Annotated in this window: 1 protein-coding gene and 1 pseudogene; both read right to left on the reverse strand. The window is 72.5% G+C overall.

What is annotated here, in order from left to right:
* Positions 1-10 precede the first annotated feature (10 nt).
* A pseudogene (locus AB0E24_RS16905) lies at positions 11-6340 on the reverse strand (type I polyketide synthase); the annotation flags it as partial.
* A 52-nt stretch (positions 6341-6392) separates the two neighbouring features.
* Complete coding sequence (locus AB0E24_RS16910) at positions 6393-16754, reverse strand: type I polyketide synthase (protein WP_359377754.1); 10362 nt, start codon at positions 16752-16754, stop codon at positions 6393-6395.
* Positions 16755-16761: the final 7 nt, after the last annotated feature.

Here is a 16761-nt window from a genome sequence, read left to right on the forward strand (position 1 = left end):
CGCGTGGTCGCTAGAGGTCGGCCAACCAGTCCTCGATGGCCTGTGCGGTGGTGCCCGCCTGCTTCTCCATCATCGTGAAGTGGTTTCCGGGCACATCGACGGCGGAGTCGGCGGGCCAGTCCGACTGCCAGTCGGCGGCCGACGCGTCCGGGTCAACCTCCCCCAGCGGGTCCGCCGCGCGGACGAGCAGGCTGGGAACCGAGCTCTCCGGCGGCTTCCACCCCTCGAACAGATGCAGATACCAACCCATGGCGGACATCCGGACACCCTCCATGGAGACGAGGGCCTCCCGCTCGTACATCTCGTCCAGCATGGCGTTCTCGAACTGGCCGATGCTCGCGCTGTACGGAAGGTAGGTGTCCAGCAGGACGACGCCCGCGGGCGGTGTGCCCTCGCTCTCCAGGGCGGCGGCCACCGAGTGGGCGATCATCCCGCCGGCCGAGGAGCCGAGGAGGACGACCGGAGCGCCGTCGGCGTACTCGGAGACGACCCGCGCCTGGAAGCGGAAGAACGCCTCCGGGGTGGCCGGAAGGCTCTCGCCCTGGACGAACCCCACGGCGGGAAGGGCCGCGACGTCCCGGCTGCCCCGGAACGGGGCGGCGAGCTGGGCGTACTGGTGGACACCGCCCAGCGCCATATACGACGAGAAGCACATCAGCCGGGGGCGCTCGGCACCCCGGGAGAGCCGCACGGGCCTGATGTTCCCCTCGAAGTCGGCCGGGTCCTCGAAGGTCGGACGCAGCCGTGCCGCGTTCACCAGCAGATCCATGCCGATCTTGGTCTTGCCCTGCTCCGCCGCCTGCCGGAACAGGGAGCCGAGGGTGTCGGGCGCGTCCGCCTGCGGCGCCGGGGACACGGCCTCGGGCGCGGGTGCGGCGGCCGGAGCCGCGGCCGGGGCCGACGGCTCCCGGACCTGGCCACCGGCCGGTGCGGACGCGATCTCGGCCGCGAGCCGGGGCCGCAGATAGGACACCAGCTCCAGGGGGCTCGGGTGGTCGAAGACCACCGTGGTGTTCAGCCGGAGGCCGGTGACCGCGGCGAGCTGGTTGCGGAACTCCACCGCCGTGAGGGAGTTGAAGCCCATCTCCATGAACTCGTGGCCGGTGTCGACGTCATCGGGCGACGCGAACCCGAGCACCGCGGCGGCGAGGGTACGCACCAGTTCGAGCAGCGCCTCCTCGGTCTCGGCCTTCGACAGTCCGGCCAGCTGCTGCCGCAGCTGGGTGGGCTGGTCGCCGGCCTCGGACTCGACCGCCCGGGCCGTACGCCGGACGGCGGACTCCGGGACGATGGCACGGAACACGGCGGGCATCGCGGCGCCCTGGGCGCGCAGCGCACCCAGGTCCAGCCGGGTGGGGATCACCACGGCCGGGCCGGAGGTGACGCCCTCGTCGAACAGCTCCAGGCCCTCCTTGGAGGAGAGCGGCACCAGACCCGAACGCGACACCCGGCGCAGATCCCCCTGCCCGAGGTGGCCGGTCATGCCGCTGGCCTGTTCCCACAGGCCCCACGCCAGCGAGACACCCGGCAGCCCCTGAGCCCGCCGCCATGACGCGAGGCCGTCCAGGAACACGTTCGCCGCGGCGTAGTTGCTCTGTCCGGCCGAGCCGAACACCCCGGCGGCCGACGAGAAGAGCACGAAGGCCGACAGGTCCATCCCCGCGGTCAGCTCGTGCAGATTCCACGCGGCGTCCACCTTCGCCCGCAGCACCGGCTCGACCCGCTCGCGCGTCATGGACGCGAACAGCCCGTCGTCCAGCACCCCGGTCGCGTGCACCACGGCGCTCAGCGCGAACTCCCCGGGCAGCCCCGACAGCACCGCGGCGAGCGCCTCACGGTCCGAGGCGTCACACGCCGCGATCATCACCTCGGCGCCCGCGGCCTCCAGTTCGGCCCGCAACTCGGCCGCGCCGTCCGCGTCCGCGCCACGGCGGGACAGCAGCACCAGCTTCCCGACGCCGTGCCGGGTCACCAGATGCCGGGCCACCAGACCGCCCAGCACGCCCATGCCACCCGTCACCAGCACCGCGCCGGAGCCGAACGTCGCCACCTCGGCCGCGTCGCCGGAGGGCAGCGACCGGGCCAGGCGCGGCACGCGGACCTCACCGGAGCGCACCACCACCTGCTCCTCACCGGAGGCCGCCACGCCCGCGAGAAGCCCCGCCGACTTCTCGACGTCGTCGGTGTCGACCAGCACCACCCGGCCCGGGTTCTCCGACTGCGCCGAGCGCACCAGTCCCCATACGGCCGCGCCCGCCAGATCCGTCACACCGTCACCGGTGTCCACGGCGCCACGCGTCACCAGCACCAGCCGGGTCGCCGCGAACCGCTCGTCCGCCAGCCACGACTGGACGGTCTCCAGCGCCTCGGCGACCCGCGTATGCACCTCGTCCACCACGGCCGCGCCGCCCGGGACCACCGGCAGCACCACCATGCCGGGCATGAGCGTGCCCGACGACACGGCGTCGCCGAGCGCCACCGGGTCCGTGTACACATCGACGGTGACGCCCGACATCTCCAGCGCGGCGCCCACGCCGAGGAGGTCGTCGCCCAGCACCGCCGACCAGCCCGGCGCCACGCTCTCGGTGGGTTTGACCGCGTCCGCCGTCCACTCCATGCGGAACAGCGCGTCACCGTTCGTCCGGCCCGCGTTCCGCAACGCCTGGGCCTGAATCGGCCGCAGGACGAGGGAGTCGACCGAGGCCACCGGGCGGCCCGAGGTGTCGGCTATCGCCAGGGACACCGCCTGCCGCCCGTCCGGGACCATCCGGACCCGGAGGGCTCCCGCGCCGACGGCTTCGAGGGAGAAGCCCCGCCAGGAGAACGGCAGCAGAGTGCCCGCGCTCGGCGCGTCATCGCCTCCGCGCATCGACTTGCTCACGCCGATCGCGTGGAGGGCCGCGTCGAACAGGGCCGGGTGCAGACCGAAGTACTTCGCGGTGCCGAGCTGCTCCTCGGGCAGTTCCACATCGGCGAACACCGCGTCGCCGCGCCGCCAGGCACGCCGCAGCCCCTGGAACGCGGGGCCGTAGCGCAGCCCGTGCTCGGCGGCGTGCTCGTATCCGCCGGAGATGTCGACGGGCTTGGACCCGGAGGGCGGCCACTTCTTGAAGTCGAAGGAGGCCGCCGGGCCGGGCGGGGTGAGCACACCGTGTGCGTGCCGTACCCATGGATTCCCGAGGTCGGCCCGGTCCTCGTCGGACTCGATCCGCGAGTAGACGCTCACCTCGCGGTGGCCCGCGATGTCGACGTCCCCCACCTCGACCTGGATCTGCACCCCGCCGCGCTCGGGCACCACCAGGGGCGCCTCGAGCACCAGCTCCTCGACCCGGGCACACCCCACCTGGTCCCCCGCCTGTACGGCCATCTCCATGAAGGCCGTACCGGGCACCAGCGCCACGCCTTCCACCGTGTGGTCGGCGAGCCAGGCGTGCGTGGCCATCGACAACCGCCCGCTGAGCAGCACCCCGCCGCCACCGGCCAGCGAGACCACGGCACCCAGCAGGGGGTGCCACACCGGTCCGAGGCCCACCGAGCCCGCGTCGCCGACGGCCGCCGTCGCGTCGAGCCAGTAGCGCTGGCGCTGGAAGGCGTAGGTGGGCAGCTCCACCCGGCGGGCGCCACGCCCCTGGAACACCTTCCGCCAGTCGACGCCGACCCCGCTGATGTGAAGCTCGGCGGCCGAGGTCAGGAACCGCTCCGGGCCGCCCTCGTCGCGCCGCAGCGTGCCCACGACGACCGCCCGCGCCTCGGCGGCCTCCACCGTCTGCTGCACGGGAAGGGTGAGCACCGGATGCGGGCTCACCTCGACGAGCACCGTGAGGCCGTCCTTCAGCAGGGTGCGGGTGGTGGCCTCCAGCTCTACGGTCTGCCGCAGGTTCCGGTACCAGTACTCCGCGTCCAGACCGGCGGTGTCCACCACTTCACCGGAGACCGTCGAATAGAACGGCACCTCCGAGGAACGCGGCTCGATGTCCACCAGGGCCTTCAGCAGCTCCTCGCGGATCCCCTCCACGTGGGCGGAGTGCGAGGCGTAGTCCACCGGAACCCGGCGGACCCGGATCTCCTCGCCCTCCAGCTGGGCCACCATCGCGTCCAGCGCACCCGGGTCACCCGAGACCACGACGGAACCGGGGCCGTTGACCGCGGCGACCGAGATCGCACCGTCCCAGGCGGCGATGCGCTCCTTGACCTGGTCGACCGGCAGCCCGACCGACACCATGCCACCACGACCCGCAAGACCGGCGGCGATGGCCTGCGACCGCAGCGCCACCACCTTGGCCGCGTCCTCCAGCGACAGCGCACCCGCCACACACGCCGCCGCGATCTCACCCTGGCTGTGACCCATCACCGCATCCGGCTCGACACCCACCGAACGCCACAGCTTCGCCAGCGACACCATCACCGCGAACAGCACCGGCTGAACGACATCCACCCGGTCATAGCCGGGAGCGCCCTCGGCACCGCGCAGCACCTCGGTCAGCGACCAGTCCACATGAGCCGACAGGGCCGCCTCGCACTCGGCCACCGCCTCGGCGAACACCGGCGAGGAGTCCAGCAGCCCCACCGCCATCCCCGCCCACTGGGCGCCCTGCCCCGGGAACACGAAGGCGGTCCTGCGTCCCTTCGCCGCCTGCCCCCTGACCACGCCCGGGGTCGCCTCGCCCTGAGCCACGGCCAGCAGGCCCCGCAGAAGGCTCTCGCGGTCGTCGCCGATCACCGCCGCGCGGTGCTCGAACGCCGACCGGGACACGGCCAGGGAGTAGCCGATGTCCGCCACCGACGCCACCGCGAGTTCGTCGTCCTGGGCGGAGCCCTGGGCCGTCAGACGGGCGTGCAGCCGCTCGGCCTGCGCCCGCAGCGCGGCCTCGCCCTTGCCGGAGACCAGCCAGGGCACGACGGGGGCGGCGACCGGGGCGGGGGCCTCGGCCTCGGCACCGGCCTGCTCCGGCTCCTCGGCTTCGAGGTCCTGCTCGATGATGGTGTGCGCGTTGGTGCCGCTGATCGCGAAGGAGGAGATGGCCGCCCGGCGGGGGCGGTCGATCTCCGGCCAGGGCCGTGCCTCGGTCAGCAGCTCAACGGCCCCCGCCGACCAGTCCACATGCGGGGTCGGCTCATCGACGTGCAGCGTCTTCGGCAGGACGCCGTGCCGGATGGCCATCACCATCTTGATGATCCCCGCGACACCCGCCGCCGCCTGCGCATGGCCGATGTTGGACTTGATGGATCCCAGCCACAGCGGCCGGCCCTCCGGCCGGTCCTGGCCGTAGGACGCGATCAGCGCCTGCGCCTCGATCGGGTCGCCCAGCGACGTGCCCGTGCCGTGCGCCTCCACCACATCGACGTCGTCCGGGGTGAGTCCCGCGTTGTCGAGCGCCTGGCGGATCACCCTGCGCTGCGACGGGCCGTTGGGGGCCGTCAGGCCGTTGCTGGCTCCGTCCTGGTTCACCGCGGAGCCGCGCACCACCGCCAGCACGGGGTGGCCGTGGCGGCGGGCGTCGGACAGCCGCTCCACGAGCAGCACACCGACGCCCTCGGACCAGTTGGTGCCGTCCGCGGCCGCCGCGAAGGGCTTGCAGCGGCCGTCGGAGGCGAGTCCCCGCTGACGGCTGAACTCGGTGAACGTTCCGGGGCCCGCCATCACGGTGATGCCGCCGGCCAGGGCGAAGTCGCACTCGCCCTGGCGCAGCGCCTGCGCGGCCAGATGCAGCGTCACCAGGGACGAGGAACACGCCGTGTCCACCGTCACCGCGGGGCCTTCGAGGCCGAGGACGTAGGAGATCCGGCCGGAGGTGACGGCGGGGGTCTGCCCCGTCATCAGATGGCCTTCGACCTCTTCGGCCTCGATCGGGCCGGCCGCGCCGTACCCCTGGAAGGCGGCGCCCATGAACACGCCGCCGGTGGTGCCCTTGACGGACAGCGGGTCGATGCCCGCCCGCTCCAGGGCCTCCCAGGACACCTCGAGCAGCAGCCGCTGCTGGGGGTCCATCGCCAGCGCCTCACGCGGGGAGATGCCGAAGAACACGGGGTCGAACTGGGCGGCGTCGTGCAGGAACCCGCCCTCGTTCACATAGCTCGTGCCCTGACTGTCGGGGTCCGGGTTGTACACCTCCTCGTGCCAGCCGCGGTCCTTCGGGAACGGTGAGAGTCCGTCGGCGCCGTCGGCGACCATGCGCCACAGCTCCTCGGGAGAGCTGACCCCGCCGGGGAAGCGGCAGCTCATCGCGACGATCGCGATGGGCTCACGCTGCTTCGCCTCCACCTCCCGAAGGCGCTGGCGGGTGCGGTGCAGATCGGTCGTCACCCTGTTGAGGTAGTCGCGGAGCTTCGTCTCGCTCACTGTGTGCCGTCACTTTCTTTACAGTCAGGGTCAGAGGGCGCCGGACAGCGGTTCAGGACAGCCCGAGCTCGTTGTCGATGAAGGCGAACAGCTCGTCGTTGGACGACGATCCGATCCGTTCGGCCACCTCGGCGGTGGAGCCGGAGTCGGCAGCCTCACCCAGCCTCTCCAGGAGCTCCTTCAGCCGCTCGGCCACCTGTGTGCGCACCTCGGCGTCGTCCATCACGTTGGAGAGCAAAGGCTCCAGCTTGTCGAGCTCGGCGAAGACCACCGGCTCCCCCGTACCGCCGTCCGGCAGGAGTTCCTCCCGAAGGTGGTCCACCAGAGCCGTGGGCGTGGGGTGGTCGAAGACCAGGACGGCCGACAGCCGCAGCCCGGTCTCGGTGTTGAGCCGGTTGCGCAGTTCCACCGTGGTCAGGGAGTCGAAGCCCATGTCCTTGAAGGCCATGTCGGGCTCGACCGCCTCCGGCGAGCCATGGCCGAGGACCGTCGCCACCTGCACCCGGACCAGGTCCAGCAGGGCCCGGTACTGGTCGGCCGCGGAGAGACCGGCCAGACGGTCCCGCAACGAGCCGGTGCCGCTCCGCGTGGTCTCCGACGCCGCGACCCGGCGCCGGGGAACCCGCACCAGACCGCGCAGCAGAGCGGGCACCTCACCGGTGCGGGCCTGGACCCGCAGGGCGCCGAGGTCCACATGGGTCGGCACGAGCACGGTCTCATCGGCCCTGAGCGCGTCGTCGAACAGCGCCAGGCCCTCCTCGGAGGTGAGCGCGTTGAGCCCGGCGCGCGCGATGCGCTGGAGGTCGGCCTCGCCGAGCTCCCCGGTCATCTCGCTGCGCTGCTCCCACATGCCCCAGGCCAGGGAGACCGCGGGGAGGCCGAGTCCGCGGCGCTGGTGCGCCAGGGCGTCCAGGAAGGCGTTGGCCGCCGCGTAGTTGGCCTGGCCGCCGCCACCGAAGTTGGAGGAGGCCGAGGAGAACACCACGAACGCGGAGAGGTCCAGGCCGCGGGTCAGCTCGTGGAGGTGCAGCGCGGCGTCCACCTTCGGACGCAGCACCTTGTCCACCCGCTCCGGCGTCAGCGACTCCACCACACCGTCATCCAGCACACCCGCCGCATGCACCACGGCCGACAGCGGACGCTCCGACCCGATACCCGCCAGCAGACCCTCCACCGAAGCACGGTCGGCGACATCACACGCCACCGCCTCCGCTACGGCACCCAGCCCCGCCAGCTCCGCCACCAACTCCGCCGCACCCGGCGCCTCCGCACCACGACGACTCGTCAACACCAGCCGTTCGACGCCGTGCTCCACCACCAGATGGCGGGCCAGCAGCGCGCCCAGACCACCCGTACCACCCGTGATCAGCACCGTGCCGCTGATGTCGAGCGGCGTGGTCTCCGGTTCCGGCCGGTCCTCGGCCGGGGCCACCCGGGCGAGACGCGCCGCGAGCACCCGTCCGTCGCGCACGGCCACCTGCGGCTCCTCGGCGGTCAGCGCCGCCCGGAGCACCTCGGACGCGTCGCCGTGCTCCTCCGGGTCCAGGTCCACCAGCAGGAACTTCCCGGGGTGCTCGGTCTGCGCGGAGCGCACCAGGCCCCATACGGCGGCCTCGGCCGGGGTGCGCACCTCCTCTGAGGAGCGGGCGCCCATCGCGCCGCGGGTCACGAACACCAGGTAGGAGTCGTCGAACCGGTCGTCGGTGACCCACGTCCGCACCAGCTCCAGCGCGCGGTACGCGGCGCCACGCACCCGACCGGCCAGGTCGGCGCCGTCGTCGATGCCGACCGCCGCCGCGGCGCCCGCCACCATGACGACGTCCGGCGGTGTGGCCCCGGAGTCGATCGCCCCGCGCAGCGCGGCCAGATCCGCGTACGCCGTCACATCGGCGCCCGCGGCCTCGAAGCCGGAGCGCACCCCCAGGTCGTCCGTGCCCAGTACGGCCCAGGTCCCTTCGGAGGCGGGGGCCGGCGCACCGACGGGGACGGGGGTCCAGTCCAGCCGGAAGAGCGAGTCATGCCCGGCGGCCGGGGAACCGGCCGACTGGATCTGCCCCTCGGCGACCAGCCGCAGTACCAGGGAGTCGACGGTGGCCACCGTGCGGCCGCTGGTGTCGGCCACCGTGAGGCCGATCGAGTCGGGCCCGAGCGAGCCGAGACGCACCCTCAGTTCCGAGGCGCCCGTGGCCCGCAGCGAGACACCGGTCCAGGAGAACGGAAGCCTGGCCAGGCCCGCCTCCTCCTGCGGTACGAACATCACGGCCTGAACCGCCGCGTCCAGCAGGGCCGGGTGCAGACCGAACCGCCCCGCCTCGGACGCGTTCTCCTCGGGCAGACGCACCTCGGCGAAGACCTCGTCACCGCGGATCCACACCGACCGCAGCCCTTGGAAGACCGGGCCGTAGGCGAAGCCGCCCGCGGCCATCCGGTCGTAGACGTCCTCGGTGTCGATCAGCTCGGCGCCCTCCGGGGGCCATACGGCGAGGTCGGCCTGGCCGGTGTCGTCCTGCGCCCCGCTCCGGGAGAGCAGACCGGAGGCGTGCTGCGTCCACGGCTGCTCCATGGTGGAGTCCTCCAGCCGGGAGTACACGTTCAGCGAGCGCGTGCCGTTCTCGTCCGGTCCGCCCACCGCCAGCTGGAGGTGGACCGCGCCCCGCTCGGGCAGCGGCAGCGGCGCCGTGAGGGTCAGCTCCTCGACCCGGTCGCATCCGACCTGGTCGGCGGCGTGCAGGGCCAGTTCGAGGAAGGCCGTGCCGGGCAGCAGGACGGTGTCCTGCACCATGTGGTCGACGAGCCACGGGTCGGTCTGCGGCGAGAGGCGGCTGGTGAACAGGAAGCCGTCCGCGTCGGGCAGTTCGACGGCGGCGCCCAGCAGCGGATGCGTCGGCGGGACGAGGCCCACGGCGGTCACATCGCTGGCGAACGACGTCAGGGCCTCCAGCCAGTAGCGCTCCCGCTGGAAGGCGTAGGTGGGCAGCTCGACCTTGCGGGCGCCGCGCCCGGCGAAGATCCGCTCCCAGTCCACCGCGACGCCGCCCACGTGGAGCTCGGCCAGCGCCGTCGTCAGCGCCCGCGCCTCCGGGCGGTCCTTGCGGAGCACCGGCACCAGGACGGGCTCGGCGGTGCCCTCGGGGCGGTCCGCCACGCAGTCCCGCGCCATCGCGGTGAGCACACCGTCGGGGCCGACCTCGACGAACCGGGTCACGCCCTGCGCATCGAGCGCCCGTACCCCGTCCGCGAACCGCACGGCCTCCCGGACATGCCGGACCCAGTACTCCGCGGAGCACACCTCGTCCGCACCGGCCGGCTGACCCGTCACATTGGAGACCAGGGCGATGGCCGGCGAGGCGAAGGTCAGCTCTTCGACGACCTTGCGGAAGTCGCCGAGCATCGCGTCCATGCGCGGCGAGTGGAAGGCGTGGCTGACCCGCAGCCGCCGGGTCTTGCGGCCCTGCCCCGACCACTGTTCGGCGATCTCCAGCGCCGCGGCCTCGTCACCCGCGATGACCACGGCGGTCGGGCCGTTGACGGCGGCCATGCTGACCTCGGCCTCACGACCGGCCAGCGATCCGGCGATCTCCTCCTCGGACGCCTGCACCGCCACCATGGCGCCGCCCTCCGGCAGCGCCTGCATCAGCCGACCGCGCGCGGCCACCAGCGTGCACGCGTCCTCCAACGAGAACACCCCGGCCACATGGGCGGCGGCGATCTCACCGATGGAGTGGCCGATCAGCACATCCGGCCTGACACCCCAGTGCTCCAGCAGCCGGAACAGCGCCACCTCGACCGCGAAGAGCGCGGGCTGGGTGAACGCCGTCCGGTCCAGCAGCTCGGCGTCCGCACTCCCCTCCGCCGCGAACACCACATCCCGCAGCGGACGGTCGAGCAGACCGTCCAGATGGGCGCACGCCTCGTCCCACGCGTCGGCGAACACCGGGAAGGTGTCGTACAGCTCCCGGCCCATGCCCAGGCGCTGCGCACCCTGGCCCGAGAACAGGAACGCCGTCTTACCGGCCGCCCCCGCCATGCCCCGCACGACACCGGGCGCGGTCTCGCCCTTCGCGAGGGCATCGAGGCCACGCAGCATGTCCGCGCGGTCCTCGCCCATCAGGGCGGCCCGGTGGTCGAAGAGCGACCGGGTCGTCGCCAGGGAATAGCCGACGTCCACAGTGGGCATGAACTCTTCGGTGAACGTGGCGAGTTGGTCCCGCAGTCGCTCGGCCTGGCCCCGCAGGGCGGCGTCGGTCCTGCCGGAGAGGATCCACGGCACCGGGACCGCGGTCGTGTCCGGGGCGTCCGCTGCCCGCGGTGCCTCCGGCTCGTCGGCGACCGGCGCCTGCTCGATGATCGTGTGTGCGTTGGTGCCGCTCACGCCGAAGGCGGACACCGCCGCCCGGCGCGGATGGTCCGTCTCCGGCCATGGCACCGCCTCGGTCAGCAGCTCGACGTCGCCCGCCGACCAGTCCACATGCGGCGTGGCCTCCTCCACGTGCAAGGTCTTGGGAAGGACGCCCTCGCGCATGGCCATCACCATCTTGATGACACCCGCGACACCGGCGGCGGCCTGCGTATGACCGATGTTCGACTTGATGGCGCCCAGCAGCAACGGGTGGCCCTCGGGGCGGCCCTGACCGTAGGTGGCCAGCAGCGCCTGCGCCTCGATCGGGTCGCCGAGGGGCGTGCCGGTGCCATGGGCCTCGACCACGTCCACATCGGCGGCGGCCAGCCGGGCGCCGGCCAGTGTCTGCTCGATCAGCCGCTGCTGCGACGGGCCGTTGGGCGCCGTCAGACCGTTGGACGCGCCGTCCTGGTTGATCGACGAACCCCGGATGACGGCCAGCACCTTGTGGCCGTTGCGCTGGGCGTCCGACAGCCGCTCCACCAGGAGCATGCCCACGCCCTCGGACCAGCCGGTGCCGTCGGCCGACGCCGCGAACGCCTTGCAGCGCCCGTCGAACGACAGCACCCGCTGGGCGCTGAACTCGATGAACGTGCCAGGCGTGGCCATGATCGTCACACCGCCGGCCAGCGCCACGGAGGACTCGCCCTGGCGCAGCGACTGGCAGGCCAGGTGCAGGGCGACCAGCGACGACGAACACGCGGTGTCCACCGTGACGGCCGGCCCCTCGAAGCCGAAGGTGTAGGAGATACGGCCGGAGGAGACGCTGGGGGCGCTGCCGAGACCGAGATACCCCTCCACGCCCTCGGCGTCCTTCAGGATGCGCGAACCGTAGTCGTGGTAGTTGGACCCGACGAAGACACCGGTCTGGCTTCCGCGCAGCACCACGGGGTCGATACCGGCGCGCTCGAACGCCTCCCAGGACGTCTCCAGCAGCAGCCGCTGCTGCGGGTCGATCGCCATCGCCTCGCGCGGCGAGATCCCGAAGAAGGCCGGGTCGAAGTGGCCGACCTCGTCGAGGAAGCCGCCGGACTGGACGTAGCTGGTGCCGGACTTCTCGGGGTCCGGGTCGTAGAGGCCGTCGATGTCCCAGCCGCGGTCCTCGGGGAACCCGGAGATCACATCGCCCTCGGCCATCAGCAGGTCCCACAGCGCCTCGGGGGTGCGTACCCCGCCGGGGAACCGGCAGCTCATGCCGATGATGGCGATCGGCTCATCGGTGGCGACGGGCTTGTCGAGCGCCTCCGGCCGCTTGGGCGCGGCGGCGGTGGCGCCCCCGGTGACCGGCTGCTCGCCGAACATCTCGGTGTGCAGATACCGGGCCAGAACCGTGGCGGTCGGGTAGTCGAAGACACAGGTGACCGGCAGCCGGAGGCCGGTGACCACGCCGAGGCGGTTGCGCAGTTCGACGGCGGTCAGCGAGTCGAAGCCGAGGTCGCGGAAGGCGCGGTCGGCCTCCACCGCGTCGGCGCTGTCGTAGCCGAGGACATCGGCGGCCTGGTTGCGCACCAGCTCCAGGAGGAGCCCCGGCTGCTCGGCGGGGGACAGCTCCGCCATCTCCCGGCGCAGCGCGGAGATCGCGTCGTCGCCGTCGCCCGCGTCCGCACCGGCGGCGGCAGCGGGGCGGTTCAGCTCGGGCACCTCGCGGAACAGCGCGTTCGGACGTGAGCCGACGAATTCCGGCTGGAAGCGATCCCAGTCGATCTCGGCGATGACCAGGAATGTCTCATCCAGTTCAAGTGCCTGCTGCATTCCGGAGATCGCCAGCTCGGGCACCATCCCGACCACGCCGGAGCGGTCCATCCGCTCACCGACCTCGCCGGAGCCGAGACCGCCGCCGGCCCAGGCGCCCCAGGCGATGGAGGTGGCCGGAAGGCCATCCGCGCGCCGCTGCAACGCCAGCGCGTCGAGGTAGGCGTTGCCCGCCGCGTAGCTGCCCTGGCCCGGACCGCCCAGCGTGGCGGCTCCGGAGGAGAAGAGCACGAAGGCCGACAGGTCCATCCCGGCGGTCAGTTCGTGCAGATTCCGTGTCGCGTCCACCTTCGGACGCAGCACCCCGGCCGCGCGCCGCACCGTCAGGGCGTCCACGACGCCGTCGTCCAGCACACCGGCCGTGTGCACCACGGCGGTGAGCGGCAGCTCCGAGGGGATCGCGTCCAGCACCGCGGCCAGTGCGTCACGGTCCGCCGCGTCGCACGCCGCCACCGTCACCCGGGCGCCGAGCTCCTCCAGCTCCGCCTTCAACCCGGCGGCGCCCTCGGCCTCCATGCCACGACGGCTCGTCAGTACGAGATGCTCGGCGCCCGTACGCGCCAGCCAGCGGGCCACATGGCCACCCAGCGCACCGGTACCACCGGTCACCAGAACCGAACCCCGGCTCTGCCAGGTCCCGCGGCCCTCCGCGTCCTCAGCCGCCGTGGCCCGCACCATGCGCTTGGCGAACACACCGGAGCCGCGCACCGCGACCTGGTCCTCGCCCTCCTCGCCCGCCAGCACTCCGGCAAGACGGGCCGCCGCACGGCCGTCCACGGTCTCGGGCAGATCCACCGCGCCACCCCAGCGCTGGGGGTACTCCACCCCCACGATCCGGCCCAGACCCCACACCATCGACTGCACCGGGCTCACCAGCCGATCGGAACGACCCACCGACACCGCGCCCCGGGTACCACACCACAGCGGAGCCACCACACCCGCATCGCCCAGCCCCTGAACCAGACCCACCATCGCGGCCAGACCACCCGGCACCACACCGAACGCCGGATGCCCCGACTCGTCCAGCGCCAGCAGCGAGAACACACCCGCCACGTCCGACGGCTCCACCCCGGCCTCGTCGAGCGCCCCCCGCAGCCGCTCCGCCACTGTCCAGCGGTCGTTGCCCGACGCGTCAAGCACCACCCGGACGATATCGGCCCCGTTCGTCTCCAGCCCGTTGACCGTGGCGGACACGAGAGCGTCATCGGCGTGCGACGCGGGAAGGACGACGAGCCAGGTGCCCGAGAGGGCCGTGTCGGTGGCGGACGCCAGGGGCTTCCAGGCCACCTTGTAACGCCAGCTGTCGACCGTGTTCTGCTCGCGCCGCTGACGGCGCCAGGACGACAGCGCGGGAAGCAGCGCCGTCAGCGACGACTGCTGCTCCTCGTCCTCCACCTCCAGCGTGCGGACCAGCGCCTCCAGGTCCTCGCGCTCGACCGCCTCCCAGAAGCGGGCGTCCACCGCGTCCGCGCCCAGAGCGTCGACGGTGGCCGACATCTCCGCGGCCGACACATCCAGCCAGTACCGCTGACGCCGGAAGGCATAAGTCGGCAGCTCCACCCGGCGGGCGCTCCGGCCCCCGATCATGGCGGTCCAATCGACCGTGACACCACGGACGAACACCTCGGCGGCGGAGGTCAGGAACCGCTCCAGGCCGCCCTCGTCGCGCCGCAGCGTGCCCACGACCACCGCCCGCGCCTGCGCGGCCTCGACGGTCTGCTGCACCGGCAGGGTCAGCACCGGGTGCGGGCTCGCCTCGATGAACACGGTGTGACCGTCATCCAGCAGCCTTCGAGTGGTGGCCTCCAGCTCGACGGTCTGGCGCAGATTGCGGTACCAGTACTCGGCGTCCAGGTCTGCCGTGTCCACCGGCTCACCGGTCACCGTCGAGTAGAACGGCACCTCGGAGGTACGGGGCTCCAGATCCGCCAGGACCCTCAGCAGCTCCTCGTGGATCGCCTCCACATGGGCCGAGTGCGAGGCGTAGTCCACCGGTACCCGGCGGACCCGGACCTCCTCACCCTCCAGCTGGGCCACCATCTCGTCCAGCGCCCCCGGGTCACCGGAGACCACGACGGAACCGGGGCCGTTGACCGCGGCGACCGAAATGGCGCCGTCCCAGGCGGCGATGCGCTCCTTGACCTGGTCGACCGGCAGCCCGACCGACACCATGCCACCACGACCCGCAAGACCGGCTGCGATGGCCTGCGACCGCAAGGTCACCACCTTCGCGGCGTCCTCCAGCGACAGCGCACCCGCCACACACGCCGCGGCGATCTCGCCCTGGCTGTGACCCATCACCGCGTCGGGCTCGACACCCGCCGAACGCCACAGCTTCGCCAGCGACACCATCACGGCGAACAACACCGGCTGCACCACGTCCACCCGGTCGAAACCAGGGGCGCCCTCGGCACCGCGCAGTACGTCCGTCAGCGACCAGTCCACATAAGCCGACAGCGCCGTCTCACACTCGCCGATCGCCTCCGCGAACACCGGCGAGGACTCCAGCAGGCCCACCGCCATGCCGACCCACTGCGCCCCCTGACCCGGGAACACGAACACCGAGCGGCCGGCGTCGCCGGTCCTTCCGCGCACCACTCCGTTCGCCGTGGCGGCGTCCTCGGCGATCGCCTCAAGACCCTGGAGGAGCGCCTCGCGGTCGGTTCCGGTCACCACAGCCCGGTGCTCGAAGGCGGACCGGGTCGTGGCCAGCGAGCGAGCCACCTCCGCCACGCCCAACTCCGGGCGCTCCACGAGGAATTCACGCAGCCGCCCGGCCTGCGCCCGCAGCGCCTCCGCGCCACGGCCCGACACCGGCCACGCCACCGGACCGGCCACGGCCCCGGCTTCATCGGCCTCCGCCGGCTCGGCCTCGGGAGCCTGCTCCAGGATGGTGTGCACATTGGTGCCGCTCATGCCGAACGAGGACACGGCGGCGCGCCGCGGGTGGTCCCGGTCCGGCCACGGGATCGATTCGTTCAGCAGGGAGACGGCGCCGCTGGTCCAGTCGATGTGCGGCGAGGGCTCGTCCGCGTGGAGCGTCTTCGGGAGCACGCCCTCGCGCATGGCCATCACCATCTTGATGACCCCGGCGACACCGGCGGCGGCCTGGGTGTGCCCGATGTTCGACTTGATGCCGCCCAGCCACAGCGGCTGGTCCGCGGGGCGGTCCTGCCCGTACGTGGCCATCAGGGCCTGCGCCTCGATGGGGTCGCCCAGCGAGGTGCCCGTGCCGTGTGCCTCCACGGCGTCCACCTCGGTGACCGACAGCCGGGCGCTGGTCAGCGCCTGCCGGATGACCCGCTGCTGCGATATGCCGTTGGGGGCCGTGAGGCCGTTGGAGGCGCCGTCCTGGTTGATCGCCGAACCGCGGACGATGGCGAGCACCTGGTGGCCGTTGCGCTCGGCGTCGGACAGCCGCTCCACGAGCAGCATGCCGACGCCCTCGCCCCAGCCGGTGCCGTCGGCCGCGGCCCCGAACGGCTTGCACCGGCCGTCCGCGGCAAGGCCGCGCTGCCGGCTGAACTGGACGAACGCCGACGGGGTGGACATCACCGTGACGCCACCGGCCAGCGCGAGTGTGCACTCGCGCTGACGCAGTGCCTGAACGGCGAGGTGCAGGGCCACGAGGGACGACGAACAGGCCGTGTCCACGGAGAGCGCGGGGCCCTCGAGGCCCATGGTGTAGGAGATCCGGCCGGAGACGATGCTCGCCGCGTTGCCGGTGCCGGAGTGGCCCTCGACATCCTCCAGGCTCTCGGCCGCGCCGAGCGTGAGCATGGAGTAGTCCTGGCCGTTGGTGCCGACGAACACACCGGTCCTGCTGCCCCGCAGGGACATCGGGTCGATGCCCGCGCGCTCGCACGCCTCCCAGGACGTCTCCAGCAGCAGCCGCTGCTGGGGGTCCATCGAGAGCGCCTCACGCGGTGAGATCCCGAAGAACGCCGGGTCGAACTGGTCGGCGTTCTCCAGGAAACCGCCCTCGGTCGTATAGCTGGTGCCGGGACGGTCCGGGTCCTCGTCGTAGAGGGCGTCGATGTCCCAGCCCCGGTCCATGGGGAATTCCGCGATCGCGTCGGTGCCGTCCGCCACCAGGCGCCACAGGTCCTCGGGAGAGTTCACCGCTCCCGGGAACCGGCAGCTCATGGCGACGATCGCGATCGGTTCCTGGTCCGCTGACTCGGCCTCGAGCAGGCGCTGGCGAGTCTGCTGGAGATCCGCGGTCACCCGCTTGAGATAGTCGAGAAGCTTCTCTTCGTTCATTGTTATG

This window comes from Streptomyces malaysiensis subsp. malaysiensis (assembly GCF_040653035.1).
GTDB classification, from domain to species: Bacteria; Actinomycetota; Actinomycetes; order Streptomycetales; family Streptomycetaceae; genus Streptomyces; species Streptomyces malaysiensis.

What these genes read in the sequence shown, in the direction of transcription:
- AB0E24_RS16910 (WP_359377754.1), bottom strand. Translation starts at nt 16,754, where the DNA reads ATGAACGAAGAGAAGCTTCTCGACTATCTCAAGCGGGTGACCGCGGAT.